The organism is Lysobacter capsici, from assembly GCF_014779555.2.
GTDB lineage: Bacteria > Pseudomonadota > Gammaproteobacteria > Xanthomonadales > Xanthomonadaceae > Lysobacter > Lysobacter capsici.
The window spans coordinates 810,453-836,542 of the sequence record NZ_CP094357.1 but is presented as its reverse complement, the minus strand read 5'-3'; the positions used below and the strand labels follow the sequence as shown (position 1 = coordinate 836,542).

At 67.3% G+C, this 26,090-nt stretch carries 26 protein-coding genes; 6 read left to right on the top strand and 20 right to left on the bottom strand.

What is annotated here, in order from left to right; all coding sequences use genetic code 11:
- Positions 1 to 124: 124 nt before the first annotated feature.
- Both IEQ11_RS03395 and IEQ11_RS03390 read right to left on the bottom strand, forming a co-directional pair.
- Complete coding sequence (locus tag IEQ11_RS03395; RefSeq protein ID WP_191821773.1) at positions 125 to 1,546, bottom strand: dihydrolipoyllysine-residue acetyltransferase; 1,422 nt, start codon at positions 1,544 to 1,546, stop codon at positions 125 to 127.
- A 223-nt stretch (positions 1,547 to 1,769) separates the two neighbouring features.
- Positions 1,770 to 2,552 (bottom strand): DUF2884 family protein, encoded by a 783-nt coding sequence (locus IEQ11_RS03390; RefSeq protein WP_096412731.1) that lies wholly within the window; start codon positions 2,550 to 2,552, stop codon positions 1,770 to 1,772.
- A gap of 671 nt (positions 2,553 to 3,223) precedes the next feature.
- Between IEQ11_RS03390 and IEQ11_RS03385 the strand changes: the two genes are divergently transcribed.
- Entirely contained in the window at positions 3,224 to 3,853 is a 630-nt protein-coding gene (locus tag IEQ11_RS03385; RefSeq protein ID WP_191821772.1) for an OmpW/AlkL family protein, read from the top strand.
- A gap of 86 nt (positions 3,854 to 3,939) precedes the next feature.
- Here the strand turns inward: IEQ11_RS03385 and IEQ11_RS03380 are convergent, their stop codons facing one another.
- The 4 genes from IEQ11_RS03380 to IEQ11_RS03365 all read right to left on the bottom strand — a co-directional run bounded on the left by IEQ11_RS03380 (position 3,940) and on the right by IEQ11_RS03365 (position 8,084).
- Positions 3,940 to 4,725 carry a VOC family protein gene (locus tag IEQ11_RS03380; protein ID WP_096412728.1) on the bottom strand — a complete coding sequence of 262 codons (786 nt, stop codon included), beginning with the start codon at positions 4,723 to 4,725 and terminating at the stop codon, positions 3,940 to 3,942.
- Between the two features lie 214 nt (positions 4,726 to 4,939).
- On the bottom strand, positions 4,940 to 5,824 hold the full coding sequence (locus IEQ11_RS03375) for a DMT family transporter (protein WP_228464597.1): 885 nt from the start codon (positions 5,822 to 5,824) through the stop codon (positions 4,940 to 4,942).
- 138 nt (positions 5,825 to 5,962) lie between these two features.
- Complete coding sequence (locus IEQ11_RS03370; RefSeq protein WP_191821771.1) at positions 5,963 to 6,499, bottom strand: CcdC protein domain-containing protein; 537 nt, start codon at positions 6,497 to 6,499, stop codon at positions 5,963 to 5,965.
- 529 nt (positions 6,500 to 7,028) lie between these two features.
- The gene (locus tag IEQ11_RS03365; RefSeq protein WP_046659992.1) at positions 7,029 to 8,084 is read right to left on the bottom strand and encodes an NAD(P)-dependent alcohol dehydrogenase; all 1,056 of its coding nucleotides are present in this window, start codon (positions 8,082 to 8,084) and stop codon (positions 7,029 to 7,031) included.
- Between the two features lie 161 nt (positions 8,085 to 8,245).
- Between IEQ11_RS03365 and IEQ11_RS03360 the strand changes: the two genes are divergently transcribed.
- Together IEQ11_RS03360 and IEQ11_RS03355 are read left to right on the top strand one after the other, a co-directional pair.
- Complete coding sequence (locus IEQ11_RS03360; RefSeq protein WP_191821770.1) at positions 8,246 to 8,728, top strand: YajQ family cyclic di-GMP-binding protein; 483 nt, start codon at positions 8,246 to 8,248, stop codon at positions 8,726 to 8,728.
- Between the two features lie 37 nt (positions 8,729 to 8,765).
- Positions 8,766 to 9,350, top strand: a complete 585-nt coding sequence (locus IEQ11_RS03355) for a DUF1415 domain-containing protein (protein WP_191821769.1) — start codon at positions 8,766 to 8,768, stop codon at positions 9,348 to 9,350.
- A 208-nt stretch (positions 9,351 to 9,558) separates the two neighbouring features.
- Here the strand turns inward: IEQ11_RS03355 and IEQ11_RS03350 are convergent, their stop codons facing one another.
- From IEQ11_RS03350 to IEQ11_RS03340, 3 genes are read right to left on the bottom strand one after another with little or no spacing between them, the layout of a single operon-like run.
- Positions 9,559 to 10,269, bottom strand: a complete 711-nt coding sequence (locus IEQ11_RS03350) for an HAD family hydrolase (RefSeq protein ID WP_281439942.1) — start codon at positions 10,267 to 10,269, stop codon at positions 9,559 to 9,561.
- Between the two features lie 25 nt (positions 10,270 to 10,294).
- A complete protein-coding gene (locus IEQ11_RS03345) occupies positions 10,295 to 10,996 on the bottom strand; it encodes a pseudouridine synthase (protein ID WP_036109004.1) in 702 nt (233 codons plus the stop codon).
- Positions 10,993 to 12,138: a class I SAM-dependent methyltransferase gene (locus IEQ11_RS03340; protein WP_096412712.1), complete on the bottom strand. Its 1,146-nt coding sequence runs from the start codon at positions 12,136 to 12,138 to the stop codon at positions 10,993 to 10,995. The genes IEQ11_RS03345 and IEQ11_RS03340 overlap by 4 nt, the downstream gene beginning before the upstream one ends.
- A gap of 98 nt (positions 12,139 to 12,236) precedes the next feature.
- On the opposite strand from IEQ11_RS03340, the gene IEQ11_RS03335 reads away from it, so the two are divergent.
- A complete protein-coding gene (locus IEQ11_RS03335) occupies positions 12,237 to 13,013 on the top strand; it encodes a hypothetical protein (RefSeq protein WP_191821767.1) in 777 nt (258 codons plus the stop codon).
- Positions 13,014 to 13,161: 148 nt separating this feature from the next.
- On the top strand, positions 13,162 to 13,419 hold the full coding sequence (locus tag IEQ11_RS03330) for a hypothetical protein (RefSeq protein ID WP_191821766.1): 258 nt from the start codon (positions 13,162 to 13,164) through the stop codon (positions 13,417 to 13,419).
- Between the two features lie 203 nt (positions 13,420 to 13,622).
- Here the strand turns inward: IEQ11_RS03330 and IEQ11_RS03325 are convergent, their stop codons facing one another.
- Positions 13,623 to 16,127 (bottom strand): ABC transporter permease, encoded by a 2,505-nt coding sequence (locus IEQ11_RS03325; protein ID WP_191821765.1) that lies wholly within the window; start codon positions 16,125 to 16,127, stop codon positions 13,623 to 13,625.
- A gap of 3 nt (positions 16,128 to 16,130) precedes the next feature.
- The gene (locus tag IEQ11_RS03320) at positions 16,131 to 16,895 is read right to left on the bottom strand and encodes an ABC transporter ATP-binding protein (protein ID WP_425477361.1); all 765 of its coding nucleotides are present in this window, start codon (positions 16,893 to 16,895) and stop codon (positions 16,131 to 16,133) included.
- Between the two features lie 278 nt (positions 16,896 to 17,173).
- Between IEQ11_RS03320 and IEQ11_RS03315 the strand changes: the two genes are divergently transcribed.
- Positions 17,174 to 17,809 (top strand): arylesterase, encoded by a 636-nt coding sequence (locus IEQ11_RS03315; RefSeq protein ID WP_228464596.1) that lies wholly within the window; start codon positions 17,174 to 17,176, stop codon positions 17,807 to 17,809.
- Between the two features lie 805 nt (positions 17,810 to 18,614).
- Here IEQ11_RS03315 and IEQ11_RS03310 read toward each other — a convergent pair.
- The 9 genes from IEQ11_RS03310 to IEQ11_RS03270 form a co-directional block, all read right to left on the bottom strand.
- Complete coding sequence (locus IEQ11_RS03310) at positions 18,615 to 19,388, bottom strand: Crp/Fnr family transcriptional regulator (protein ID WP_051547506.1); 774 nt, start codon at positions 19,386 to 19,388, stop codon at positions 18,615 to 18,617.
- Between the two features lie 261 nt (positions 19,389 to 19,649).
- Positions 19,650 to 19,994 (bottom strand): RebB family R body protein, encoded by a 345-nt coding sequence (locus tag IEQ11_RS03305; RefSeq protein WP_036109018.1) that lies wholly within the window; start codon positions 19,992 to 19,994, stop codon positions 19,650 to 19,652.
- A 123-nt stretch (positions 19,995 to 20,117) separates the two neighbouring features.
- Positions 20,118 to 20,441, bottom strand: coding sequence for a RebB family R body protein (locus IEQ11_RS03300; protein ID WP_036109022.1), 324 nt, complete (start codon positions 20,439 to 20,441; stop codon positions 20,118 to 20,120).
- Between the two features lie 60 nt (positions 20,442 to 20,501).
- The gene (locus IEQ11_RS03295) at positions 20,502 to 21,275 is read right to left on the bottom strand and encodes a hypothetical protein (RefSeq protein ID WP_191821763.1); all 774 of its coding nucleotides are present in this window, start codon (positions 21,273 to 21,275) and stop codon (positions 20,502 to 20,504) included.
- A complete protein-coding gene (locus tag IEQ11_RS03290) occupies positions 21,276 to 21,551 on the bottom strand; it encodes a hypothetical protein (RefSeq protein ID WP_191821762.1) in 276 nt (91 codons plus the stop codon).
- A 48-nt stretch (positions 21,552 to 21,599) separates the two neighbouring features.
- Entirely contained in the window at positions 21,600 to 23,903 is a 2,304-nt protein-coding gene (locus tag IEQ11_RS03285) for a hypothetical protein (protein WP_191821761.1), read from the bottom strand.
- 102 nt (positions 23,904 to 24,005) lie between these two features.
- Positions 24,006 to 24,449: a hypothetical protein gene (locus IEQ11_RS03280; protein ID WP_096412687.1), complete on the bottom strand. Its 444-nt coding sequence runs from the start codon at positions 24,447 to 24,449 to the stop codon at positions 24,006 to 24,008.
- A 562-nt stretch (positions 24,450 to 25,011) separates the two neighbouring features.
- A complete protein-coding gene (locus IEQ11_RS03275) occupies positions 25,012 to 25,245 on the bottom strand; it encodes a RebB family R body protein (RefSeq protein ID WP_036109032.1) in 234 nt (77 codons plus the stop codon).
- A gap of 191 nt (positions 25,246 to 25,436) precedes the next feature.
- Positions 25,437 to 25,994, bottom strand: coding sequence for an RNA polymerase sigma factor (locus tag IEQ11_RS03270; protein ID WP_198338971.1), 558 nt, complete (start codon positions 25,992 to 25,994; stop codon positions 25,437 to 25,439).
- Between the last annotated feature and the right edge of the window lie 96 nt (positions 25,995 to 26,090).

The window sequence follows — 26,090 nt, the reverse complement described above, 5'->3', positions numbered from 1 at the left end:
GCAGGGAACGTACTGGCAAGGCAACGGCGTGGCGATCGGTGCGTTTCGCGCATCGCCGCCGACACCGGCGGCAATGCGCGGGTCATCGCGGCGGTAAACCGACCGCGACGACCGCGAACCGCGCTTACAGCAACACGCGGCGCATGTCGGCCAGCAACTGCGCCAGATACGCGGTGAAACGCGCGGCGGCGGCGCCGTCGATGACGCGGTGATCGTAGGACAGCGACAGCGGCAGGATCAGGCGCGGCGCGAACTGCTTGCCGTCCCACACCGGCTTGGTCGCCGACTTGGACACGCCGAGGATCGCCACTTCCGGCGCGTTGACGATCGGGGTGAACGCGGTGCCGCCGATGCCGCCGAGCGAGCTGATCGAGAAACAACCGCCGCTCATGTCGGCCGGGCCGAGCTTGCCGTCGCGCGCCTTGGCCGCGAGTTCGCCGGTTTCCTTGGCGATCTGCAGCACGCCCTTCTTGTCGCAATCGCGCACCACCGGCACGACCAGGCCGTTCGGGGTGTCGGCGGCGAAGCCGATGTGGAAGTACTTCTTCAGCGTCAGGTTTTCGCCGCTCGCATCGAGCGAGGCGTTGAAGGTCGGGAACTTCTGCAGCGCCGAGACCGAGGCCTTCATCAGGAACGCGAGCATGGTCAGCTTGAGGCCGGCCTTTTCGTTTTCCTTGTTGAGCGCCACGCGCAGCGCTTCCAGATCGGTGATGTCGGCATCGTCGTGCTGGGTGACGTGCGGGATCATCGCCCAGTTGCGCGCGAGGTTGGCGCCGGAGAGCTTCTGGATGCGCGACAGCGGCTTGATTTCGGTCTCGCCGAACTTGCTGAAGTCGACCTTCGGCCACGGCAACAGGTTGAGGCCGCCGCCCAGGCTCGGCGCCGCGCCGGCGTTGGCCGCGCCACCACCGCCACCGCCCTGCATGACGCCCTTGACGAAGGCCTGCACGTTTTCCTTGCTGATCCGGCCGCCGCGCTCGCTGCCGGTGACGCGGCTCAGGTCGACGCCGAGCTCGCGCGCGAACAGGCGCACCGCCGGGCTGGCGTACGGCACCTTGTCGGGCATCAGCTCTTCGGCGGTGAAGGCGACCGGCGGGGTGCGCGGCGGCAATGCTTCGGGGTCGGTGCCGGCGTTGGCGGCGGCGATCGGAGCGGGAGCCGGAGCGGCTTCGGACTTGGCCGGCGCTTCGGGCTTGGCGGCTTCCTGCTTCGCGGGCGCGGGGGCTTCGGCCTTGACGGGAGCGGCGGGCGCAGACGGCTTGGCGGGTTCTTCGGCTTTCGCCGGCGTTGCCTTTGCGTCCCCTTCGAGTGGCTCGATCAACGCCACCACGCTGCCTTCGGCCAGCTGATCGCCGATCTTGACCTTGAGTTCGCGAATCACGCCCGCGAACGGCGCGGGCACTTCCATGGTGGCCTTGTCGGATTCCAGCGTGACCAGTCCCTGGTCCTGGGTCACCGTGTCGCCGACCGCGACCAGCAGTTCGATGACGGGTACGCCGTCGTAGTCGCCGATGTCGGGGACGCGTGCTTCCTTCAGATCAGCCATGTTCGTGGGGCTCCGCAATGCGCGAAAACCCTATTGTGGCGGTTGCGGCCGGTCACGCCAACCGCACAGCGGCCCATGCAGTACTAAAGACCTAAGCGGCAACGCCGGCGGCCTGACGAGGCGCTACGTACGCCCAGGTATTGGGATGGACGTCGCGGCCCGCGCTGGCAAGACGCGGGCCGCCGATCGGCGTGGGCTGGCCGATTCGTCCGGGCCCGGCGAATCAGGGCTTGTCGGCGCCGCTCGACTTGTTGTCCTTGAGCTCGACCCGCAGCAACTCCAGCGGCCGGCCGTCGTAGCGGTAGCTCAGCGCATTGTCGATCGCGTCCAGCTCGACCATCTGCCGGCACAGCTTGTCGGCGCGGCGGCCCAGGGCGTCGGCGCGCGGCTGCACCGCGGCCTCGATCTTGGCGTCGAGACTGTCCAGGCGCTTGAGCCGCTCGGCGTCGCCGCTGAGCGCGGCGGTGACCGCGCCGCCGACCAGTTCGCCGACCAGGATCGGCACGTTCTCGCCGAGCGCGTCGGCGATGCCGTCGCCGAGCACCTTGCCGCTGAAATGAGTCGGAGTGACCACGTTGCTCAGCCGCTTGTCGAGGTCCTTGCGCATCTGCTCGATGCGGCCGCGGGTGCGGTCGGGATGGTTGCCCAGCACCGCGGCCACCTCCCCGAGCGCGGTGAACGCGATATCGGCGGCTTCGCGGCCGATGTGCTGGGCCTCGGGCATCGCCGCGCGCGCGCCCTTCTCGAACTCGGCGATGCGGCGCGCGTCGTCGCGGCCGAGTTCGACCCAGCGGTCGTCGACGAACAGCCGGCCCTGGCGCATCACGATCGCCTTGGGCGCGCCGTCCTCACGGGTCAGGATCAGGCTGCGCTCGTTGAGGGTCAGGTCGAAGGCGCTGTCGATCTCGCAGCTGGCATCGACATGGACGTTGGCGGCGAAGACCGGGCCGCTGGCCAGCGCGGTGGCGGCCATGGCGGCGATCAGTACGGGGCGGGACAGGCGCATCGTCGGTTCCTGGACGGTTCAATGGCGACCACAGTGCGGTCGCGGCGTCCGAATTTCGTGTGCCGATGGGTGGCGTGACCTTTGTCATGGCGGTTGACCGTGCGCAATCGGGCGGCTGGCGGGGCGATCGGCTGCCGTAATCGATCGCCGCACGCGCATCGCGTGCTCAACCGCCGCGCAACAACGGCTCAAACGCGACGCAAACACCGCGATCGACGTTTCGGCAGTGGAACGCATCGATGACGCCATCGGTGTAAACGCGGTTTTTCCGGCGATTTCGATCCGCTTCAGGCGGAACGACTTCGCGCATCGCGCCTATGTTTCGATGCGCCATTCGTCTCGATCGACTCGGCACGAGATCCGATCAAATTCTCCGCTTAGTTCAAATACCGCTTGTTTTACGGCGTTTTTACCGACTTCCACTTAAAACGAATTTCTTCCGCTCGTTCATAAACCATCCTCGCATGAACGAATTTCGCTCGATTCGTTGGTTTCAACATTCGTTCATTTCATTCATTTTCCCCTTGAAAATACGGGTCTAGCACGTGTCGTCCGTGAAAAGTTCCTTCACGCGCATTCGCGCGGCAAGTTCGGTTCATGCATGCGTTGCTACCTTGCGCTCCGCCTCCCCCAAGGCGTCGTGCAACACCACAACAACAGGAGTCCACTCCATGATCCGCATTTCTCATTTGACCCTCGCCCTGCTGGGCACCCTGGCCTTCGCCCCGGCCGCCTTCGCTCAGGATGCCTCCACCGACAGCGCCAGCGGCAAGCGCTTCGCCGTCGTCGGCGGCTACTCGCTCAGCGAACCGACCAAGAATCCGCAGATCGGCGGCGTGCGCACCAACGTGGACGGCGGCGGTGCCCCGACCCTCAGCGCCAGCTGGTACATCAACGACAATATCGCCATCGAAGCGTGGGGCGCGGCCGACAAGCTCGGTCAGCGCGTCAACACCGGCGGCGGCAAGATCGGCAGCGTCGATTCGCAGCCGGTCGCGCTGAGCGGCCAGTACCACTTCCGCGGCGCCGACACGATCGTGCGTCCGTTCGTGGGCCTGGGCTACTACGAAGCCAACTACAGCAACGAAACGCTGAGCAGCGGCAACCGTCTGGGCATCGAGAACGCCAAGGGCGCGATGGCCACCGCCGGCGTCGATCTCAACATCAACCCGACCTGGTTCGCCCGCGCCGACGTGCGCTACATGCAGGGCAAGCCGGACGTGAAGCTCGACGGCGTCAAGGTCGGCGAAGCCGAGCTGAATCCGGTGACCATCGGTATCGGTCTGGGCGCGCGCTTCTAAGTTCCACGCTTAGCTTCGCAACCACCGTGCGACAACGACGGGCCCCTCGCGGGGCCCGTTGTTTTTTGGGCCACGCCCGATCCCAGTCAGATGAACTTGATCAGATAGAACGCCGCGCCGCCGGGATCGCAGACCCGCGCGATCCGTCCCACGCCCGGCGCATCGAACGGCGGAAACGCGATGCTGCCGCCCAGCCTGAGCGCGCGCGCGGCGCAGGCGTCGACATCGGCAACCTGCAGATAGATCGACCAATGCGGCGCGCACTTGCCCCAGTCCGGCGTCATCTGCAACAGACCGCCGAGCATGCGCTGCTGATCGACGAAGACGCGGTAGCCGGATGGCGTGGTCGGATGCGCCTGCATGCGCCAGCCGAACAGGCGCTGGTAATAGGCCTCGGCGCGTGCGATATCGCGGGTGGCCAGTTCCGCCCAGCACACCGCGTTGTCGACGCCGATCGCGTCCACCCCGGGATGCGCGCGTTGCTGGGCCAGCGAGAACACCACGCCTTCGGGATCGGCGCATACCGCCATGCGCACGTGCTCCATCAGTTCGAACGGCGCGGCGATCATGCGCCCGCCCAGCGCGACCGCGCGCGCGGTCATCGCGTTGCAGTCGGCGACGCGGAAATATACGCCCCAGTGCGAGGTGCTGTTGCCGTCGGGACCGGGCGCGGCGCCGGGCACCAGCGGGTAGCTGCCGGCGACATCGCGGCCGGCGAGCTTGAAGATGGTGTAGGCGCTGCCGGCCGGCATCGGCGTGCGTTCGATGGTCCAACCGAACAAGGCGCTGTAGAAAGCGTCGGCCGCGGGCTGATCGTCGGTCGCCAGCTCGAACCAGCACGGCGCGCCGGGCGCATGGACGAGTGCGGTCATGTGGCGTTTCCCCCTGAACTGCGGACTACGCCTCGACACTACGCGCAGGCAACCCGGTCGTCATGGCGCGCTGCGGCGAAAAGCTTGAATCCAATGAATGCGGCGTCGGCTGGGGCGGTGTGGCGGGGCCCGCCCTCACCCGGCGCGCTGCGCGCGCCGACCTCTCCCGCGAGCGGGAGAGGTGCCGGGTTGGTCGCGCGAATGGCCGTGCTGGCTAGGGATGTTCAGCTTCGGCGTGAACGCTCTCGCGGCGCATCAGGTACAGGCCGCTGGCGACGATGATCGCCGCGCCGATCCAGGTCACCGAGTCGGGCAGCACGCCCCACAGGCTCAGGTCGAGCATCACGCCCCAGATCAGCGCGGTGTATTCCAGCGGCGCGATCAGCGAGGCTTCGCCCAGGCGGAAGGCCTCGGTGACCGCGTACTGGCCGATGGTGCCGGCGACGCCCAGGCCGAGGATCAGCCACAGGTCCTCGCCGCGCAGCGGCACCCAGCCCGACCAGGCCAGCGCGCCGGCGCCGACGGTGATCATCACCATCAGCCACACCATCATCGCCTGGGTGCTGTCGGTGCGCGCGAGCAGGCGCACGGTGATCGCGCTGACCGCGTAGCCGAACGCCGCGGCGAGCACCGCCAAGGCCGCCAGGCTGAGCATGCCCTGGCCGCTCGGGCGCAGCAGCACCAACACGCCGAGCATGCCGATGCCGATCGCGATCCAGCGCCGCGGCCCGACCCGCTCGCCGAGAATCGGCACCGACAACGCGGTAATCAGCAGCGGCGCGATGAAGAAGATCGAATACGTCGTCGACAGCGGCAGGCGATTCACGCCGTAGACGAAGCTGGCCATCATGCCGACGCCGAGCACGCCGCGCAGCAGATGCAACGGCCAGCGCACCCGCAGCAGCGGCCGCCAACCGGCGCTGGCCAGCGCCCAGGTCAGCACGAACGGCAACGACGACAGGCCGCGCAACGTCGCGACCTGGAACGGCGGATAGTGATCCGACAACAGCTTCAGCAGCGCGTCCATCAACGAGAACATCAGCACCGCGACCAGCATGGTGACGATGGCGCGGCCCCGGTGCGGGTGGGCCGCGGTCATGGCGCGCGCGCCGCGCTGCGAACCGCAACCGGGTGACGGACGATGATTCGGCGGGATTGGCACGGAAAGGTCATGGCGGCGCCGCGAACTGGACCGTTCATCATGCCGCGCCGCGCCGGGCGCGTCATCTGCGCTGCGTCATGCGTTCGCGGCGAGCGCGAACCGACGCAGGCGACGGCGCAGGCCCAGGGTGTAGAGCTGGTAGTAGCCCAGCAACAGGCCGCCGACCGCGAACAGGCTGCCCTGGCGCGGCAACCATGCGCCGTGCCCGCTCCAGCCCTGCGCGCCTTGCCACAGGCCGTAGACGATGCGCGCGGCGACGATCAGGGTCAGGCCCAGGATCAACCAGCGGTTAGGCGTGTAATACAGGCCCTTGGGTTCGTGCTCGAACCGGGTCAGGGCCAGGCCGAGCGCGCCGAGCAACAGGCCCGCGAGCAGACCGCCGCCGGCGTACAGCGGCGCATCGTCGATCCAGTGGCCGACCAGCCAGGCGCTGAAGAAGAAGATCAGCAGCGACAACAGCGACAGCGCCGCGGCCAGATGCACCGCCCACGGCAGGGCGCGACGCCGCGCCTTGCCGTAACGGTAGCGCTGGATCAGGCCGATCGGCAGCAGCAGGGCCCATAGCAGGACCAGGGCCAGCAGGGCGAGCGGGATGAGGAGCAGCAGGGGCATGGACGCAGCTTAGCGGGTGCGCGCGATGGCGGTGACAAGAGGCTCGATGCAGGGAAGTGCGATCGCGTTTTCATGCGTCAGGTTTTGCCGTCATCGCATGACGTCGCCATCCCCCGGTTCGTCATTCCCTGGTTCGTCATTCCCGCGAAGGCGGGGATCCAGGGCTTCACCGCGACTGAGCTTTGAAGTCTCTGGATCCCAAACCTTCGCGGGGATGACGAGCTGGGGATGACCAGCCAGGACCAAGGCGCGGATGGTTTTACAAGCCCTCGGCGGCCAAGCAAACAGCCCGAGCGGTGATTTCGCGTGGGCTGCCTGTAGGAGCGGCGCAAGCCGCGACCGCGTTACTCCGGCCCTTGCGCACACCATTTCACTTCGCGCAATTTCGATTGGTCGCGGCTTGCGACGCTCCTACAGAAAAGTATCCAAACAAAACCGCAGCGCCACGATCGCCTGCAAGAAACACACAAGCAGCTGCGGCCCCCGTAGCGGCCCAGCGGTCGTCATCGTGGCCGACCGCGGCTATGCATCAAGCCGCCTCGTTCAAGCTCGCGATATCGATCACGAAGCGATAGCGCACATCGCCCTTGATCATGCGCTCGTAGGCCTCGTTGATCTGCGCGATGTCGATCAGCTCGATATCCGATGCGACCCCGTGTTCGGCGCAGAAATCCAGCATTTCCTGGGTTTCGCGGATGCCGCCGATCAGCGAGCCGCCGAGCTTGCGCCGCTGCATGATCAACGCGCCGGCCGCGACCGTCGACGGGGTTTCCGGAATCCCGAGCAGCACCATGGTGCCGTCGAACTTCAACAGGCCCAGGTAAGCGTTGTAGTCGTGATCGCCGGACACCGAGTCGATGATGAAATCGAACGAACGCGCCAGGGTCTTGAAGGTGCTCTCGTCGCGGGTCGCGGCGAACGCGTGCGCGCCCAGCGCCAGCGCGGCTTCGCGCTTTGATTCAGAGGTGCTCAGCACGGTCACCCGCGCGCCCATCGCCACCGCCAGCTTGACCGCCATGTGGCCCAGGCCGCCGAGGCCGACCACCGCGACTTCGTCGCCGGCCTTGACCCCGTAATGCTTCAACGGCGAATACGTGGTGATGCCCGCGCACAGCAGCGGCGCGGCGCGGTCGAGCGGGATCGACGCCGGGATGCGCAGCACATAGGCCTGGTCGACGGTGATCCGGGTCGAATAGCCGCCCTGGGTCGCGATGCCGGTGCCGCGTTCGCGCGAGTTGTAGGTGCCGGTCATGCCCTGGTCGCAGTACTGCTCTTCGCCGGCATGGCATTGCGGGCATTCGCGGCAGGAATCGACGAAGCAGCCGACCCCGACCGCGTCGCCGAGCTGGAAACCGAGCACGTTGGCGCCGACCTGGGCGACCCGGCCGACGATTTCGTGGCCCGGCACCATCGGGAAGCGGGAACCGCCCCATTCGTCGCGGGCCTGGTGGATATCGGAATGGCAGACACCGCAATACAGGATGTCGATCAGCACATCGTCCGGGCCGGGTTCGCGGCGCTCGATCGAAAACGGGGCCAGGGGCGAACGCGCGTCTTGGGCAGCGTAGGCGGCGGTCTTGAGCATGGGGGCGGGTCCAGGTGGCGTGGAAGCGCTCGATTCTATCGATGCGGCGTTCCGGCGCGGTCAATTGGCGGGCTTTTCGACCCCGCGTCGCTGCAACGCTGCGTATCGCCACGGCGCTTGCGCTACCCTTTGCGCCGTTCCCCCTTCACTGCGAGTGCGCCATGCCTTCCTTCGACGTCGTGTCCGAAGTCGACACCCACGAACTCACCAACGCGGTCGACCAGGCCAACCGCGAGCTGACTACCCGCTTCGATTTCAAGAACGTCGAGGCCAAGTTCGAGCTCGACGACAAGGCGATCAGCCAGTCCGCGCCGAGCGAATTCCAGCTCGAGCAGATGACTCAGATCCTGCGCGCCCGCCTGGCCGCCCGCGGCATCGACGCGCGCTGCCTGGAATTCGGCGACGTCGACACCAACCTGACCGGCGCGCGGCAGAAGATCACCGTGCAGCAGGGCATCGAGCAGAAGCTGGCCAAGAAGATCGCCGCGGCGATCAAGGACGCCAAGCTCAAGGTCGACACCCAGATCAACGGCGACAAACTGCGCGTCAACGGCAAGAAGCGCGACGACCTGCAGACCGCGATCGCCCTGCTCAAGAGCCTGGAATTCGAGCGGCCCTTGCAGTTCGACAATTTCCGCGATTGATCAGCGCGACCACCCCTTGCGCAGCGAGCCCGCGACCATGAGCGATACCCTGCCCGGCCATGCTTCGCCCAACGACGCCTCGTCGCACGAGGCCGAACCCATCGCCGCGACCCGGCGCTGGCTGGAACGCGCGGTGATCGGCCTGAACCTGTGCCCGTTCGCCAAGGCGGTGCTGGCCAAGGGCCAGGTGCGCTTCGTGCTGAGCGATGCGCGCACGCCGCAGGCCTTGCTGGAGGAACTCGCCTCGGAGCTGGTGCTGCTGGAACAAAGCGACCCCGAGCGCATCGACACCACCTTGCTGATCCATCCGCAGGTGTTGCAGGACTTCTTCGACTTCAACGATTTCCTCGACCTCGCCGACGGCGCGGTCGCGGCGTTGGACCTGGAGGGCGAGATCCAGGTCGCCAGTTTCCATCCCGACTATCAGTTCGCCGGCGCCGGGTTCGACGAGGTCGGCAACTGCACCAATCGTTCGCCGTATCCGACCTTGCACCTGTTGCGCGAAGCCAGCGTCGAACGCGCGGTGGCGGCGTTTCCGGACCCGGATGTGATCGTGGAGCGGAATCTGGAGACGCTGCAGAAGCTCGGGTTCGAGGGGTGGCGGGCGTTGTTGGCTAAGTGAGTTGCTGCTGGGTGGGTTGCGGGTAGAGGCAGCGCAACGCAGAAGCAGAGCAAAAGCGAATCCCCCTCAATCCCCCTTTTCCAAAGGGGGGAATCCTTCGGGAAAGTGATTCAGGGCTTGGTGATCTTCGCGTCGGTTCACAGCTACGCATCCAACCTATCTGCTTCCCCCTTTGGAAAAGGGGGATTGAGGGGGATTCGCTTTTGCTTCAAGCCCTAGACACAGCCCGAACACCACCGCGCTCACCCAACACCGCCTCCAACATCCCCCGCACCTGCACCAACGACCCCGCGATCCGATGCCCGAATCCGCGCAGTTCCGCGCTGGGCGCGACCAGATCGGGCACCTGGATCGGCGTCGCGCCGGCCGCCAGCGCGGCGCGCACGCCGGGTTCGGAATCCTCCAGCACCAGGCAATCGCGCGGATCGACGCCGAGCTGCCGCGCCGCCGACAGATAGATGTCAGGCGCCGGCTTGGGATGCTCGACATCGCTGCCGGTCACGATCACCGCGAACCGATCGATCAAGCCGCTGGCCTCGAGCTTGGCCACAGCGCGCTTGCGCCGGGTCGAGGTCGCCACGGCCTTGGCGATGCCATGCGCGTCGAGCAGATCCAGCAACGCGATCAAGCCGTCTTTATGCGGCAAACCCGCCGCGACCTGGGCGTCGTACAAGCGATCGCCGGCGGCGCGCAGCCGGGTCGCCGCGTCTTCGCCCAGGCGTTCGGACAGCATCGCGAAACTGGCGCGGTCGTGGACGCCGACCATCGACAGCCACAGCGCGTCGTCGGCCTGGATCGATTCGGCCAGCGCCGCCGCGCGCCAGGTGCCAAGCATCGCCCGCTCGCTGTCGAGCATCAGCCCGTCCATGTCGAACAGCACCGCGGCGGGAACGAAATCGATCGGCGTGGGATCAATCACAATCGGACCGCGCGAATCGACCGGATCAACCACGGAACAAGGTCTCCAGGTCGGCGGCATTCAAGATTCGCCACTGACCCGCCGGCAGATCCTGCAGCGACAGACCGCCGATGCGGCTGCGATGCAGCGCCTGCACGTGATTGCCGACCGCGGCGAACATGCGCCGCACCTGGTGATAGCGGCCTTCGGTGAGGATCAGTCGCGCCTGACGCGGCGCGATCGTTTCCAGGATCGCCGGCGCCAGCGGGGTTTGTTCGGATTCCAGTTCCAGCTCGCCGCTGGCGAAGATCGCCGCTTCGTCGCCGCGCAGGTCCTCGGCCAACTGCGCCTCGTAGACCTTGGCCAGGTTGGCCTTCGGCGACACGATCCGGTGCAGCAGGCCGCCGTCGTCGGTCAATAGCAACAGGCCGCTGGTGTCGCGATCCAGCCGCCCGACCGTGGACAGCAACGGCGAACGCAGGCGGAACCGCGGCGGCAGCAGGTCGTAGACGATGCGGCCGGGGTCCTTGGTCGAACAGGTGTACCCGGTCGGCTTGTGCAGCATCAGCACCAGCCCGGCCGGCGGATCGAGCGGCTCGCCGTCGATGCGGATCGCGGCGTGTTCGACCTTGTCGTCGGCGTACAGCACCTCGCCGTCGGGATCGGTGATGCGGCCCTCGCGGAACATCGCGCTGACTTCCTTGCGGCTGCCGTAGCCCAGGTTGCCGATCAGCTTGACCAGCTTCATGCGCGCGCTCCGCCCTTGCCGCCCGGCTTGCCGGCGAATTTGCCGGCAGGCTTTGCGGTCGTCGTGCCGGCAGGCTTGCCCGCGGCCTTGGCCTTGATCGCCTCGACCACCTTGAAGCCGCCCTGTTGGGCCACGGTGCGGACCTCGCCGAAGCGTTCGTCCAGCACCACTTCGTACGGCAAGTGGCGATTGGCGACCAGCCACAGGCGGCCGCCGGGATTGAGCGCCTGCGCGGCCACGGCGATGAAACGCCGGCCGATGTCAGGACGCTCCTCGCGGCCTTGCGCATGGAACGGCGGGTTGCTGACGATCACGTCGTAGCCGCGATCGCCGAGGCCGGCGGTGACGTCGTGCCAGAAGAACTCCAGCGGCACCGATGACGGCACGCGTTGCAGGTTGGTCCGCGCCAGTTGCAGCGCGCGCGCCTGCGCTTCGTACACGTCCAGCGCGGTGATGCGCGGGCAGCGCGCCAGCAGTTCGGCCGACAGATAGCCGTAACCGGCGCCGAGGTCGGCGGCGCGGCCGGCCAGGTCGGCCGGCAGGTGCTCGGCCAGCAGCGCCGAGGCCGGATCGACCCGGTCCCAGGCGAACACGCCGGGCCGGCTCAGGAAGCGCCCGCCGAGAATCTCGCGCGGCCGGTCGCCGCCGGCCCAGGCGGCGGCCAGGGCCGGGTCGGCAGGGCCGTCCAGCGGCGCGGTCCAGAACACCCGGCATTTGCGCTTGGACAGGCTGCCGACCTTGCCGGCGATCCGGCCCAGGTCGTCCTCGCCCGAACGCGCGCCTTCGTCGTTGCTCAGGCAGGCGACCACGCGCCCGCCCGGCGCGGTGCGGGCCAGCGCCTGCGCGTACAGCGCGCGCGCTTCGTCGCGCTGGCGCGGCGGCAGCACCAGCACCAGCGGATAACGCTGGTCGGCCGGCAGCGAGTCGAGATCGACGGTGTCCAGGCCGCCGCGATGCAGGGCGTCGATCGCCGGCTTGTAGTCCTGTTCGCAGACTAGGCCCGGGCGCGGCCGCTGGCGCAGGCCGACGCCGTCGCGCGCGCGCAGGAACAGCGCGCCGCCTTGTTCCGGCCATGACAGCACGCCGTCGGCGAAGGGTTGGAACAGGGTGTCGAGCGCGTCGTCGGAGGCGTCAACGCGCATGGGAGAGGGCATGGCGGAAGGGCTCGAAGGAGATCATCGCGCCGATTTTACGCGGCTGCGCGTTAGGGTGTGGGTATCGCTATGCCGGAGTGTTCATCGTGCGCCTGCCCGTCGTGTTCGCGGCCGTGTTGATGCCGGTGGTGGCCTGGTGTTCCCAACGCGGCTACTTCGGTCCCGACAACGGCGCGATCTCCGATCGCTATCCCACCTTGCTGGTCGCGGCCGGCTATGCGTTCGCGATCTGGGGCGTGATCTTCCTGCTCGATCTGGCGTTCGCGCTGTGGCAGCTGCGTTCGAGCTTGCGCGAGGACGACACGTTGCAGCGGCTGCGCCCGGCCGCGGCGGCCGGTTTCACCCTGACCGCGCTGTGGATGCCGATCTTCTCCCAGCAATGGTTCTGGCTGGCGCTGGCGGTGATCTGGCTGGCCCTGGCCTGCATGGCCTGGAGCGCGGTGCTGCTGTCGCGCGACCCCACGCCGGCGCCCGGTCAAGCGTTGTGGGCCAAGTTCGCGATTTCGCTGCATGCCGGCTGGCTGTCGCTGGCGGCGTTCTTGAACACCGCCCAGGTCGTGGTCGCGTACAGACTGTTGCCGGTCGACGACATGCTCGGCTGGAGTCTGGTCCTGTTCGCCGCGGCGGCGCTGCTGGTGTTGCTGTTGAACGGGCGCATGCGCGGCAACCTGGGGTATGCCGCGGCCGCGCTGTGGGGATTGATCGGGGTGTATCTCAAGCAGTCCGAATCGGCTTTGAACGGCGCGCAGGCCGCGGCCTGGTGCGCGGCGTCGATCGCCGCGTTGGTGCTGGTGCAGACCTTGTGGCTGCGGCTGCATCCGCGTCATCGGGTGTTTTCCGGGCATCTGTCGCCGGGCGAGTGACGGCGCGGGCGGGCGCGGTTTCCTTCGCGATGGCGGCACGCACGCGGGAGATCGAAGCCGCTTGCCGCCGCGACAACATCGGCTTCATCGCCGCGCAACGTCGCAACGGCGACGATCGAGTCTGGTCCAGCCCAAGGAGCGAATCACGATGCGAGCCCTTTTCATCGGCGGCACCGTCGACAACAGCGAACTCGATCTCGAAGGCGGCGAGCCGCCGCACCATTACCCGCCCAACACCGGCAGCGGCCAGCCGCGCTATCGCCTGCACCATATCGGTTTGCGCGAGGGCGCCACGGTGTATGCGGTGTATGCCGCGCCGGAGCTGGCCGATGGCGAAGTCGAACGGGTGGCCGAGGAGCGCGGGTACGCGCGCAGGTTTCAGGCGGAGCCGCAGTTGGGGATTTGATACGTCGGCTTGCGGCCCTCACCCCAACCCCTCTCCCGCAGGTGGGAGAGGGGGGCTTCAAGTAGCGAAATATCGAAGTCGCTGGGTTTGATTCCCTTCTCCCGCAGAGATCCCTTCTCCCGCAGAGCGGGAGAAGGTGGCCCGAAAGGGCCGGATGAGGGCACGCCAGATCGCAGCGCCGATGCAATACGCGCCGCTAGCCATCACCCCTGCAACTCGCGCAACGTCACCGACGGCGGCGCATCCAGCACCTTGCGCGTGGCGAACATGCCCGCCGCCAACGCCGCGAATACACCCGCGCCGCCGCCAACCGCGGCCATGCGCCAGTCGAATTCCCACGGCAGGACGAACACCTGCACCGCGACCACGCCGGCCAATACCGACGCGGCGATCGCCGCGGTCAATCCAGACAACAAACCGATCGCGGCGAATTCCGAGGCCTGCGCCAAGCGCAACTGCCGACGGCTGCCGCCGAGCACGCGCATCACCCCGCCTTCGAGCAGACGCTCGTCCTGGCTGGCGCTCACCGCGGCCATCAACACCAGCACGCCGGCCACCAGCGAGAAATAGAACACCACCTCGACCACGGTCGAGACCTGATCGGCGGTGCTGCGCACCTGCTTGAGCACCGCCTCGACATCGATCACCGACAGATTCGGGAAGCGCTCGACCAATTGCGAAGTGAAGCGGGTCTGCTGCGCCGGCACGCTGATCGCGGTGATGTAGCTGGCCGGATAACCATCCATCGACCCGGGCGAGGCGATCACGAAGAAGTTCGGCCTGAAGCTTTCCCAATCGACCTTGCGCAGGCTGGTGATCCGGGCCTTGAAGCTTTGTCCGGCGATATCGAAACCGATCGTATCGCCGAGCTTCCAGCCAAGCGTCTCAGCGAACCCTTCTTCGACCGACACTTCCGGTTGGGCAAGTTTTCGCGGCGCCCAGAATTTCCCGTCGACCAACTTGTTGTCCGAACGCAACGTATCGGCCACCGACAGATTGAACTCGCGCTCGGCCAGTTGCTTGGCGCGATCGCCGCGTTCGACATAGCTCTCGCCGGTCACCGGCTTGCCGTTGTACGACACCAGGCGCGCGCGGATCATCGGAAACAAGGTCGGCGCCGGCAGTTTCTGCTCGGCAATGAAACCGCGCACGTCCGTGAGCTGATCGGGCTGCACGTTGATGATGAAACGGTTCGGCGCATCGGCGGCCAGCGCCAGTTGCCAGCGATCGAGCAGATCGGTGCGCACGAAGGTCAACAGCAACAAGGCCATCAAACCCAGGCCCAAGGCCGAGACCTGGGCGATGCTGGTGCCGGCGCGACGGCTGACGTTGGCCAGGCCGTAACGCAGGCTGCCGCGCAGGCGCGAACGCAGGCGCCGCACCAGCACGATCATCAACAACGCCAGCAACGCGAGCACCGCCAAGGTCGCGGTGATGCCGGCCAGCATGGTCAGGCCGAGCGTGACCGAACCGGCCTTCCACCACAGCAGCGCGCCCAGGCCGATCAATCCGGCCGCGGCGACCAGCCATGCGCTCGGTTCGGTCGGACCGAGGTCGCGGCGCAACACGCGCAGCGCCGGCACCCGTCGCAATGCGAGCACCGGCGGCGCGCCGAACGCGAGCAGCACGACCAGGCCGACGCCGAAGCCCTGCACCGCCGGCATCACGCCCGCGGCCGGAATCGACATCTTCAAGGATTGCTCCAGCCAGCCGCCGATCGCCCATTGCAGGCCGAATGCGAGCGCGACGCCGATCGCGCTCGCGATCAGACCAAGCAACACCAGTTCGCCGACATGGATGCCGACCAGGGTGCGTTGGCTCGCGCCGAGGCAACGCATGACCGCGGTGCCGGACAGATGTCGCTCGCTATGACGACGCGCGGCCATCGCCACCGCGACCGCCGCGAGCACCACCGACACCAGCGCGGCCAGGCCGAGGAAACGGCCGGCGCGATCGAGCGCCGAGCGCACTTCCGGGCGCGCGTCGGCGATGGTTTCCAAGCGCTGACCGCGGCCGAGCGCGGGCTTGGCGTCGGCGACGAAACGTTCGACCGCGTTGGCCGGGCCGGCGACGACCATGCGATAGCGGATCCGGCTGCCGGGCTGGATCAGACCGGTCGCCGGCAGATCCGACAGATTGAGGAACACCTTCGGCGCGATGTTGAAGTAATCCAGCGAGGCATCGGGTTCCTGCGTCACCAGCGCGGCCAGGCGCAGACGCGCGTCGCCCAGCGCGATCTCCTGCCCGACCTGAGCGCCGAGCGTATCGGCGCCGACCTGACTCATCCACACCGTGCCCGGCGCGGGCACGCCGGGCGCGTCGCGCTCGGCCGCGCCGGCGCGATCGATGATGCGAAAGCTGCCGCGCAACGGAAACCCCGCGCCGAGCGCGCGCAGATCGCCGAGCTGCAAACGCTCGTCGACCCGGATCATGGTCTGCAGTTCGGTCGCTTCGGCGCGGCGCAGCTGCGGCACCGACGCGGCTTCGCGCAGCTTGCCCTTGATCGGCTGATCGGCGCGGATCACCGCATCGCCGCCGAGCAGACGGTTGGCTTCGATCGCCAGCGCGCGCTCGGCGCGATCGGTGACGAAACCGACCGCGGTCACCGCGAGCACCGCCAGGATCAGCGCCGCGAGCAGGATGCGGACGTCGCCGGCCTTGAGGTCGCGGCGCAGTTGCCGCCATGCCATCGAGAGAGTGCGGCCCATGCCTCAGCCCTGCACCAGGCGGCCGCTGTCGAGGCGGATGCGGCGATGGCAACGTTCGGCGAGGTGCTCGTCGTGGGTCACCAGCACCAGGGTGGTGCCGGCGTCGGCGTTGAGTTCGAACAGCAATTCGATGATCGCCTGGCCGGTGTGGGTGTCGAGGTTGCCGGTGGGTTCGTCGGCGAACAACAGCGACGGACGGGTCACGAACGCGCGCGCCAGCGCGACGCGTTGTTGTTCGCCGCCCGACAGCTGACGCGGGTAGTGATCCAGGCGTTGTCCGAGGCCGACCTTGCTGAGAATTGCCTTCGCCGGCGCCTGCGCATCGCGGTCGCCGCGCAGTTCCAGCGGCAGCATCACGTTTTCCAGCGCCGTCAGCGACGGCAGCAACTGGAAACTCTGGAACACGAAGCCGACTTTCTCGCTGCGCACGCGCGCGCGGCCGTCTTCGTCGAGCGCCGAGATGGTGTCGCCGTCGAGCTTGACCGTGCCGGTGCTCGGCGAATCCAGGCCCGCCATCAGCGACAGCAAGGTGCTCTTGCCCGAACCCGAGGCGCCGACGATGGCGACGGTGTCGCCCTTGGCGATCGAAAAACCGACCCCATCGAGGATGACGAGTTCGCCCGACGGCAGGGGCACGTGCTTGCCCAGGCCCTCGACTTCGAGCATCGCCACGCGCGCTTTCGCGCCCGGCGCTTCAGCCTGCGGTTCGTCGTGGTCTTTCACGATGCTGTCGGCCATGATCGAATCAGCCAGGTTGGAAGCTGCCATGATCGTCCTTCTGCTTGCCTCGCCGTAGTGTCGGGAGACGTTATTAAATGAATTTTAAGAGCTGGGATTTTAAGAGCCGGGATTTGCGCGACTCGACGCTGCGGCGCCGCGATGGCGCGGGCCACGCATCCGCATCGGCGATCCACGCAGGTTCGCCTGCTCATGCCCGCGGCCGCGCAATCGCGGCCACGAAACAAGGATATGCGGCATCGCGCGGCCCGGTTCAATGGGCCATCGGTCCTGGCCTGGGCGCGGCAGTGCTCGCTTCGGCCCTGCTGTTGAGCGCTCTGGCCCCCTTGCAGGCGCAGCCCGCCGCGGCCTCGAAGGCCGCTGCCCGGCCCGCCGCGGCGGCGGCGACCAAGGCCGCGCGCACGGTGTTGTTCATGGGCGATTCGCTTTCGGCCGGTTATGGCCTGGCCGCGTCCGAAGGCTGGGTGTCGCTGACCGCCGAGCGCATCGCCAAGACCAAGCCGGGCTGGCGTGTGGTCAATGCCAGCATCAGCGGCGAAACCACCGCCGGCGGCGCCTCGCGCATCGCCGGCGAACTGCAGCGCAACCGGCCCGCGGTGGTGGTGATCGAGCTGGGCGCGAACGACGGCCTGCGCGGCCTGCAGCTGGCGCAGAGCCGGGCCAATCTGGAACGCATGATCCAGGCCGCTCAGGCGGCGAAGGCGCAGGTGCTGCTGGTCGGCATGCGCATGCCGCCCAACCTGGGCAAGGAGTACACCCAGGGCTTCGAACGCAACTACCGCGAGCTGTCGCAGAAGTACGCCACCCAGTTGCTGCCGTTCCTGCTCGAGCCGGTGGCGATGGACCGCGCCGCGTTCCAGGCCGACAACCTGCATCCGATCGCGAGCGCGCAGCCCAAGCTGCGCGATCATGTGTGGACGAAGCTTGGGCCGATGTTGAAGTGAGCTTGCGTCGATTGTTGGGATGCGTTTGAGATCGGCGGGAGCGCATCGCGCTTACGGTAGTCGCGCAGCGGCGCTGGCTGCGGGGGTTCGCCTTTGTGGTTGCTTCCTTTGACGAAAGGGGGCGGACGGCCGTGTAGTGGACGTGGGAGGGTTGTTGTTGCTGCTTGTTTCAGGAGCAAAAGCGAATCCCCCCTACCCCCCTTTTGCAAAGGGGGGGAACAGCAGATGCGAATGCATTGGTGCTGGAACCGGAATCGGAACCGGAGCTCTAGCTCTAGCTCTAGCTCTAGTTGGAGTTGGAGTTGGAGCTGGAGCTGGAATCGAAATTGGAATCGCAGCCGTAATCGCGACCGGGCCGAAATCAAGACTGACAGCACATTGACAGCCATCGATTCCGAACTGTCGCGACAGCTCTTGCTTTTGCCCCCTTTGACAAAGGGAGCGAACGGCCGCGCAGCGGACGTGGGGGATTTGCTTTTGCTGTTGCTTCTTTCAGGAGCAAAAGCTAATCCCCCCTAGCCCCCCTTTTTTAAAGGGGGGGGAGTGCTTCGGGATGCTCCGGTTAGACCGGCCGTAAATCGGGCCTCGGCCATTGGGTACGACCCGCGCTACCCGCGCTACCCGCATGGTTCGCACGACCCACATGATCTATACGATCTGCATGACCCGCATGACCCGCATGACCAAAGCTTGCACGATCATCCACCCCTGAATGCGGCAACCTCACGCGTAGCGACCGCAAACCGAATCGCCCCAACCCCGGCACCTCGACGCGAAGGCGCACCGACCTTCGCGCCAGTAAAACTCAAGCGTTATGCCGAGTCACCGCCGAGCGCGCGCGCAGGTTCGGCCGCTGCGCATCGCGCCCCAGGTACGCCTTGCAGCGGAACTGGTCGATGTCGTTGATGCGCAGGATGTTGCGCTTGCGGCTCACCAGCCCGCTGCGATGCCAGGTCTGCAGCTGCGCGTTCAACTTCGGCCGGCTGGCGTTGACCATCGCCGCCAGAATGCTCTGGGTCGGCGGCAGGGCGACTTCGAAATCGTCGCCGCGCTGGCGCGATTGCGAACGCATCAGCGACAGCAGATAACGCGCCAGGCGCGATTCCAGACGATGCAGGCACATCGTCTCCAGGCTCTCCACCGCCTGGCGCAGGCGCACGCACAGCGAGGTGTGCGCGCGTTCGATCACCACCGGGTCGGCGATCAGGCTGGCGAAATGCCGGCGCGACAGCAGCAACACCCGGGTCGGGCTGTAGGCCACCGCGGTGAAGGTGTGCGCGTGGGTGTCGAGCAGCGGCATTTCGTCGACCGTCTCGCCGCTTTCGATGGTGTCGACGATCAGTTCCTGGCCGTCGGGGCCGTACAGCAGCTTGTAGATGCGGCCGTGCACGACGAAGGCGAGGAAGTCGCTGGAATCGTTCTTGAAGAACAGCGCATCGCCTTCTTCCAGATTCAATTCGGTGCAGTGGCGGGCGACGTGATCGAGCAGCGTGGACGGCAGGCCGCGCAACAAGCCGCAGCGGTCCAGGCCCCAACGTCGCCGGCGTACCGCGATGCTGTCGTCGGATGTCAGGCACATAGCGGCGGCCACGTGCCGCGGCAGGCGGTGGAATAAGAGCGACCGATGCGGTCGCGGCGATCATGACGGCCGCGCCCGCGGCCGGTGGCACGTTCCATAACGCCCCCTGTGGACGTCTGCGTTCGGGGTCTGCGGCGAGTGCGACGTCCGGCGAGCGGAGCGTTCGTCTGCAGTTGTGGCGGCATTGCCACGATGCGCGTCTCGGCGGAGCCGGTACGATGCCGGCGCCTCGCGGCGGCCCGGCATCGGGTGCTGCGCGACTTACGGGCCGTACGGATTGGGAGGCGACTTGAACGACTTCAGCACGGTCATCAGGCTGGTCAGGTTGTCGGCCACGCCGGTCTGACCGATCTTTTCGGTGGCGCCCGCGGCGGCGGTGGTGTCGACGCTGTAGATCTGCATCACGCCCTGGTTGGTCGCGGCCAGCGCCAGCGTGTTCTGCTGCTGCTGCGAGGCGATCGAGTTCTCGAACAGGATGCCGGTGGAATGCGCCGAAGCCTGGAAGATCGAACCCATCGCGAAGGCCGGACCTTCGGCGATGACCTTGACGTTGGACTGAGTGACGGCGTCGGTGATCTGGTTGTTGACGGCGGTGGGATATGCCATGGGGAAAATCCTCGTTTACGGTAATCGGAAAACCTGCGGGCGGAGATGCGGGCTCGACTCAGGTCATGAGCGAGCCGGCATCTTCGACCCGACCGACGCGGCCGGATCTCCGCCGCGCGCGGCTCAGGGCTTGAACGCCTGCAGCACGGTCAGCAGGCTGGTGAGGTTGTCGGACACGCCGGTCTGGGCGACCTTCTCGGTGGCGCCGGCGGCGGCGGTGGTGTCGAGGCTGTAGATCTGCATCACGCCCTGGTTGGCCGCGGCCTGCGCCAGCGTGTTCTGCTGCTGCTGCGCGGACACGGCGTTCTCGAACAGGATGCCGGTGGAGTGCGCCATCGACTGGTAGATCGAACCCATCGCAAAGGCCGGCGCTTCGCCGATGACCTTGACGTTGGACTGGGTGACGGCATCGGTGATCTGGTCATTGACAGCGGTAGGGAATGCCATGTGAAGCTCCTTGGAGTAGTGGGGTACGGCCGATGCCGTACGTAGCTGAAGAACGAGTCATCAATCGCGTTGTGAAGCCGATGCAGGCGCCGTGGCGGCGTTGTTGTGGTTGTTGTTCTGATCGGGTTTTTGAGCGGGTTTTCCGCTGTTTTCCGCAGTGCCGCGCGACTCGTCCGAGGACGCGGAATCGGATTTTCTGGCCAGCAGCCCGCTGTCCTGCGCGGCGTCGATCACCGCCTGCAGCTGGTTCGCGAGCGGGCCGAACTGTTGCTGGAAACAGGCATCGACTTCGCGCTTGATCAGGCCGGTCAGCTGATCGGCGATCTGCGCGATCAGCGGATCGGTGCGCGACGCCTGGTTGGCGCCGGCGCTCGCGCCGGCCGCGGGTTTGGGCGGACGCAGGTCGTCGAGCGATTGCGCGCGCTCGACCGCGCCGAGCACCGCGGTTTCGGCGGCGCGCTCGGCGCGCGCGTTGCCCAGCACGGTGGCCTGGGTGCGGCTGAGGTTGTGATCGATCAGGTTCTGGATGCGCTGCCGGTCCAGGTCGATCACGCTGCCGGCAGGGCGCCGCGCCGCGCCGCCGGCGGACGCCTGCGCCGCCTGGCTGGCCTGCATGCGCTGCTGCGCTTCGAGCATGGCGATCGCGCCGCGCACGCGGGCGCGTTCCTCCGCGCCCAATTCGATCCCGAGCCAATCGCGCGCGAACTCGGTGAGCTGCGCGTCCAGCGCGGTGACGGCCGGGTCGGTGCCGGGCGCGGGCGCGGGCGCGGGAGTGGGCGCGGGTGCGGCCGCGGGCGTGGATGAGGACTCGGGCGTGGAGGCGGTGGCGGACATTCAACGCCCCCCCAGCAGACGCGCCAGCGCCTGCAACACCTTCGGATCGGCCAGGCGCGCGATCAACTCTTCGAAGGTGCGGTCCGAAACCGGCGCGGTCGCCGCGGTCGCCGTGGCTGGCGGCGGCGCGGGCTCGCCGGCCGCCGGCGCTGCCGATCCTGATGCCGGCGCGGGCGCCGAGGCCTCGCCCGGCGGGACCTGCACGGCTTCGGCGGCCGGCCGATCAAACAGACCTTCCAGTTCCTCGTGCAGCAGATAGTGCAGGCTCTCGTCCATTGCGAACTCCGGTCTTACAAGGGATGCGATACGCAATGCGGCCGCCGATCAGGCCGAAGCGGGCTTGGGGGGGAGGGGGCGTGTGACGGTGACGACCGAGGCCGGCGCCTTGTAACCGGCGATCGTCGCGGTGGTCTGCGGCCCACTGTCATTGCCCGCCAGCGGCCCTACCGTGGTCTGCCAATAGGTCTCGGAGATGCCGGTCACCAGGGCCTGCAACTGCTTGCCGACCGCGACCGCGTCCGCCGGGGAGGTACCGAACGGCGCCAGGTTGTAGATCAGCAGCAGCACGCAGCGCAGGAATTCGTCCTGGACGTTGGTGTGTTCGACGCCTTGCGCATCGGACCCCAGCAGGTAGGAACGCCAGTTGATGAATACGTTGAGCGCCCCCGTCAGCGCCGCGAACCACACAGCAGGCGAGGTGCTGCTGCCGACCATCGCGGTGACCAGGGCCTTGAAGGCGTCGTAGTTGGCGGCGGACTTCATCGCCGGCGGCATTGCCGCGGTGATCAGGCCCGAAAGGGTCTGCTGGCCATTGTTCAGCAGGTCAGCCAGGCTCTTGGAAGTCCTCGCCAGCGTCATCAAGGCGCTGAGCTGCGACTCATCGAACACCTCCGGGCCCATGAACATCACCTTGTCGCTCACCGTCGTGAGCACATCGGTGTCGACATAACCGTCGAGGTGGCGGAAGCCGCGATTGAGCCGATAGCCCTCGGCGGAGGCGAACAGTCCGGAGGCGCCGGTGATGGAGTTGCTGCCCAGGTTGGTGTCGAAAACGATCCGCGGATAGCGCGCGGCGACGAAGCTGCGGTAGTAGTAGGCGTGACCGAGGCGGAAGGCGAACAGGCTGCCGTCGGCGGTCAGCACGTCGTAATAGCTCGAGTTCGCCGGCGGGGCTTCGGCGGGCTGGGCGGGCTTCACCGAGGACTTATCCAGCGATTCGCACAGCGCCATCATGTTGCGCTTGCCGGAGTAGGCGACCAGTTCCTGGGTGCGCGCGCTGTTGCCGTCGTAGCGGCGCAGGGTCAGGCCGTCGATGGTCAGCGAATCGTTGCGGAACATTTCGTCGAACAGGCCCGACACGCCATTGTCCTTGTGCGCATGCGTGCCTGGAGTGCCGCGGGTGTTGTCGGCGCGGCGCCCCTGCGCGGCGGTCTGGCAGGCCAGCACGTACTCGGCGTAGGCGCGGTAGAACGGCAGGCCCGGCAGGTGCCGCGAATAGGCCATCGCATAACCGATCGCCGAACGGTTGTCGGCCGCCACGCCCATGCCTTCGCCGCAATGGATGTGACTGACCAGTTGCAGCGCGCGCGACTGATCGACGTTGCCGAAGAACTGGGTCAGCTGATTGGACTGGACGTTCTTCTGGGTGGTGAGGAAGGAAAACAGCTCGGTGTAGTTGCCGACCTTGTTCTCGCTACCCAGCAGGTCGATGCCGATCAGTTCCTTCAAACTGGTGTCCTGGAACAGCGGCAGGATCTTGTTGTTGAGTTCGTACTCGAGCGCATTGTCGCCGGCATACACCATCGCGGTGTGCGCGAGCAGCTTGTAGCAGGTCTCGCGCGTCTGGTTGTAGGCGCTGAGCACCGCGTTGGCGACGCGCACTTCGTCTTCGCCCATCGCCAGCTGCGCGTGCGCGATGCCTTCCTGCTCGAGATAACGCAGGCTCATCGCGATCCATTGCAGATAGCGCTCCTCGCCGCCGGACTCGGCGCGCAACTTCTTCATCGCGAACGAGCGCATGCGGTACGCATCGTCGAACGGCGTGTACTTGCTGGCGCTGTAGATCTTGTCGTTGAAGTAACGCAACAGCGGCATCAGCGCTTCGATCGGCCGCTTCTGGTCGAGCGACGGCGCCAAGGCCAGCCGTTCGAGCGCGCTGCGCACGGTCTTGTACAACACCGGATCGGTGGCGGTGGCATCGCGCACGGCGTCGAGCTTGAGCTGGTTCGCCAGGCAGACGCAGGCGATATAGATGTCCTCGGCGATGCACTCACCCCGCTCGTAACGCGAACGGTTGCGGCTGGCGGCCAGGGCGGCCAGCGGATTGCTCTCCTCCATCAACATCAACGCCTTGAGGAACAGCGACAGCCCGCCGCGTTCGGGCTGCTGCTCGTCGAGCGTGCCGCCGAACAGCCCGGCCAAGCTCAGCTGCTGACCCTTGGTCACGGTGACGGTGACCTTGGTATCGACCGTGACGCCCTGGTCCTGCACTTGGTACTTGATGTCGAGCGGGACGGTGTCGGTCGCGACGGAGCCCTCTTCCTCGACCGGCAGAATGCCGCCGAAGTGGCTGTGGTAGTCGAAGCGATAGCTCGGCAGAGTGAGCGGCGGCAGCGAGAAATAAGCCATGATCGGGATCCTTTGCGGTTATCGCGGCAACACCGGGCCATTGCGCGGGCCGGCGAGGCCCGCGCGTGCGCTGCGGCGAGTTGTGTGGGTGAACGAAGTCGGTCAGGGGCTCTTGCGGTTCTGCAACAGCGTTGAGTACTTGGCGATGCTCTGGTCGATGCGGTCGATCGCGAAGCTCGCCGATGCGGCTTCCATTGCGCCGGCCGCGGCGGCGACGGCCGCGGCCGCGCCCATGAAGATGTCGGTGGCGAGGATGCCCAGGGCATCTTCGGCGGCTTGCTCGACGTTGCCCTCGACCAGGTCCTGGGTCATCTGCTTCATCAGCACGCCCTGGCTGGCCAGCGCGATCTTGGTGACGCCGTCGAAATACGCCGCCGCCGATTGCGCGACCAGGCCGGCGGCCTGACTGATCATCATGTCCGGGCCGGTCGCGATCTGCGACGGCGCGTACGACGCGGTCTCGGCGTTGGTGAACGTCACCGCCTGCACGATCTGCTTGTTCAAGGCATCGGTCGGCGCATCGTTGCCGCCGCTGGCCTGAGCCATGGCGATGCTGCGCGAGGCGGCCAGCGGCGAGGGCGGCGGTTGCGAGGGCGCGGCGGCGGCCGGCGTTGCCGATGTCGGTGCCGATGCGGCGGACGATGGCGACGGATCCGAGGCGGTCGACGCGGCGGCGGGCGAAGCGGGCGCTGCTGCGGCGGTGGTGGTTGCGGTTGGCGCGGCAGGCGCGGCGGGCGTGGATGAGGATGCCGGCGCGGCATTGGCCGCATCGGTAGCCGCACCCGCCGGCACGGCGGCGGCGACGTCGTTGGGAATGGTGGCCGCCGACGCGGTATTGGCTACGTCCGCATCGCTCGGTGTCGTGGTCGTGGTCGCGGGCGCCTTCGGCGCAGCCGGCGCGACTGCGGCCGTTGTCGCGGCGGGGGCCGCGGGCGTGGCGGCGGGCGCCGCGCTCGCCGGCTCGCCGGCGGCAGGCGTCGCGGTCGCGTTGACGGCGGCCGTCGTGGTGGGATTATTGCTTCTGCCGAACCGTCTCATCGCCTCGCTCCTGCGCGTCCGTGCGGACGCATCCGCTCACTGCCCGTTCGCTCGCATGCCGCCGCGATGGTCATGGCTTGTCACCGACCGCCATGATCATTTGCACCGCCTTGGACACCACCGCGCTGGAGATCTGGTTGAGCACCTGCTGACTGTGGACCGCGTTCTGCAGGGCCAGTCCGGTGGAGTGGCTCGATACCTGGTACAGCGAGGCGATGGCCTGCGCGGGCGCTTCGGCGACCACCTTGACGTTGGTCTGTGTGACGGCGTCGGTGATCTGCGAGTTGACGGGTGTGTCGGCCATGAGCCTGTCCTTGAAGAAGCGGTGGTGAGGGAATCGGCACCACCGGCGCCCGTTGGCGCTGATCGGTGCGGCTTTCGTTATCGGTGTAAACGGTGGAACGCGGTCCTGTCGGCGTTGTGAATCGCGATTTGGCGACCACGGCCACGGCGCGAGGACCCGATACGAAGCGAATCGATCGGCGCGACGCCGCGTCAGTCGCGCGCCATCGCCGACTTGATCCGGTTGCGCAGCAGCTCCACGCGCTTGCGCGCGAGCGGCTGGTTGATGTGCAGTTTCTCGGCGATCACCGGGTACGGCAGGTCGTCGATGAAGCGGTAGGCGAACAGGCGGCGCTGATCGCGGTTCAGGCGCGCGACCGCGTTGATCACGCGGCCGAGCTGCTGGTCGAGTTCCAGCTTCTGCAAGGCCGACAGGCCGTCGTGGGCGAAACCGTTGCCGTCGCTGTCGATATCGCGGTGATGGTCGAACACCTCGCGGTCGCGTCCGCGCCGGCGCACGCTGTCGAGAAACACATGCCGCAGCACCACGAACAAGAACCCGCACGGGTCGGTGATGGTCTGCGGCGAGCGGCGCATGAACAGCAAGGCCTTGATCGCGGTATTGGCCAGCAATTCCTCGGCGCGATCGCGCTGGCCTTCGGCGAAACGGCGCGCGCGCGCTTCCAGTTCCGGCTGGCTCACCCGCCATGCGTTGGCGAACATTTCATCGGCGGCCTTGAACTCGCCGCGATCCATCTTGGGACGTTCCATCTGTCGTCTCTCCTGTTTTGAAGCATGTGCAGGCGAGTCTGGTGAGGGGGTCCGACGATGGCTGTTACTTGGGTGACACGCGCCGACGGCTAAGCG

Excerpts from the sequence above, each read along its gene's own strand:
- IEQ11_RS03395 (WP_191821773.1), bottom strand. The coding sequence starts at position 1,546 with ATGGCTGATCTGAAGGAAGCACGCGTCCCCGACATCGGCGACTACGAC.
- IEQ11_RS03390 (WP_096412731.1), bottom strand. The coding sequence starts at position 2,552 with ATGCGCCTGTCCCGCCCCGTACTGATCGCCGCCATGGCCGCCACCGCG.
- IEQ11_RS03385 (WP_191821772.1), top strand. The coding sequence starts at position 3,224 with ATGATCCGCATTTCTCATTTGACCCTCGCCCTGCTGGGCACCCTGGCC.
- IEQ11_RS03380 (WP_096412728.1), bottom strand. The coding sequence starts at position 4,725 with ATGACCGCACTCGTCCATGCGCCCGGCGCGCCGTGCTGGTTCGAGCTG.
- IEQ11_RS03375 (WP_228464597.1), bottom strand. The coding sequence starts at position 5,824 with ATGACCGCGGCCCACCCGCACCGGGGCCGCGCCATCGTCACCATGCTG.
- IEQ11_RS03370 (WP_191821771.1), bottom strand. The coding sequence starts at position 6,499 with ATGCCCCTGCTGCTCCTCATCCCGCTCGCCCTGCTGGCCCTGGTCCTG.
- IEQ11_RS03365 (WP_046659992.1), bottom strand. The coding sequence starts at position 8,084 with ATGCTCAAGACCGCCGCCTACGCTGCCCAAGACGCGCGTTCGCCCCTG.
- IEQ11_RS03360 (WP_191821770.1), top strand. The coding sequence starts at position 8,246 with ATGCCTTCCTTCGACGTCGTGTCCGAAGTCGACACCCACGAACTCACC.
- IEQ11_RS03355 (WP_191821769.1), top strand. The coding sequence starts at position 8,766 with ATGAGCGATACCCTGCCCGGCCATGCTTCGCCCAACGACGCCTCGTCG.
- IEQ11_RS03345 (WP_036109004.1), bottom strand. The coding sequence starts at position 10,996 with ATGAAGCTGGTCAAGCTGATCGGCAACCTGGGCTACGGCAGCCGCAAG.
- IEQ11_RS03340 (WP_096412712.1), bottom strand. The coding sequence starts at position 12,138 with ATGCGCGTTGACGCCTCCGACGACGCGCTCGACACCCTGTTCCAACCC.
- IEQ11_RS03330 (WP_191821766.1), top strand. The coding sequence starts at position 13,162 with ATGCGAGCCCTTTTCATCGGCGGCACCGTCGACAACAGCGAACTCGAT.
- IEQ11_RS03325 (WP_191821765.1), bottom strand. The coding sequence starts at position 16,127 with ATGGGCCGCACTCTCTCGATGGCATGGCGGCAACTGCGCCGCGACCTC.
- IEQ11_RS03320 (WP_425477361.1), bottom strand. The coding sequence starts at position 16,895 with ATGGCAGCTTCCAACCTGGCTGATTCGATCATGGCCGACAGCATCGTG.
- IEQ11_RS03310 (WP_051547506.1), bottom strand. The coding sequence starts at position 19,388 with ATGTGCCTGACATCCGACGACAGCATCGCGGTACGCCGGCGACGTTGG.
- IEQ11_RS03305 (WP_036109018.1), bottom strand. The coding sequence starts at position 19,994 with ATGGCATATCCCACCGCCGTCAACAACCAGATCACCGACGCCGTCACT.
- IEQ11_RS03300 (WP_036109022.1), bottom strand. The coding sequence starts at position 20,441 with ATGGCATTCCCTACCGCTGTCAATGACCAGATCACCGATGCCGTCACC.
- IEQ11_RS03295 (WP_191821763.1), bottom strand. The coding sequence starts at position 21,275 with ATGTCCGCCACCGCCTCCACGCCCGAGTCCTCATCCACGCCCGCGGCC.
- IEQ11_RS03290 (WP_191821762.1), bottom strand. The coding sequence starts at position 21,551 with ATGGACGAGAGCCTGCACTATCTGCTGCACGAGGAACTGGAAGGTCTG.
- IEQ11_RS03285 (WP_191821761.1), bottom strand. The coding sequence starts at position 23,903 with ATGGCTTATTTCTCGCTGCCGCCGCTCACTCTGCCGAGCTATCGCTTC.
- IEQ11_RS03280 (WP_096412687.1), bottom strand. The coding sequence starts at position 24,449 with ATGGCTCAGGCCAGCGGCGGCAACGATGCGCCGACCGATGCCTTGAAC.
- IEQ11_RS03275 (WP_036109032.1), bottom strand. The coding sequence starts at position 25,245 with ATGGCCGACACACCCGTCAACTCGCAGATCACCGACGCCGTCACACAG.
- IEQ11_RS03270 (WP_198338971.1), bottom strand. The coding sequence starts at position 25,994 with ATGGAACGTCCCAAGATGGATCGCGGCGAGTTCAAGGCCGCCGATGAA.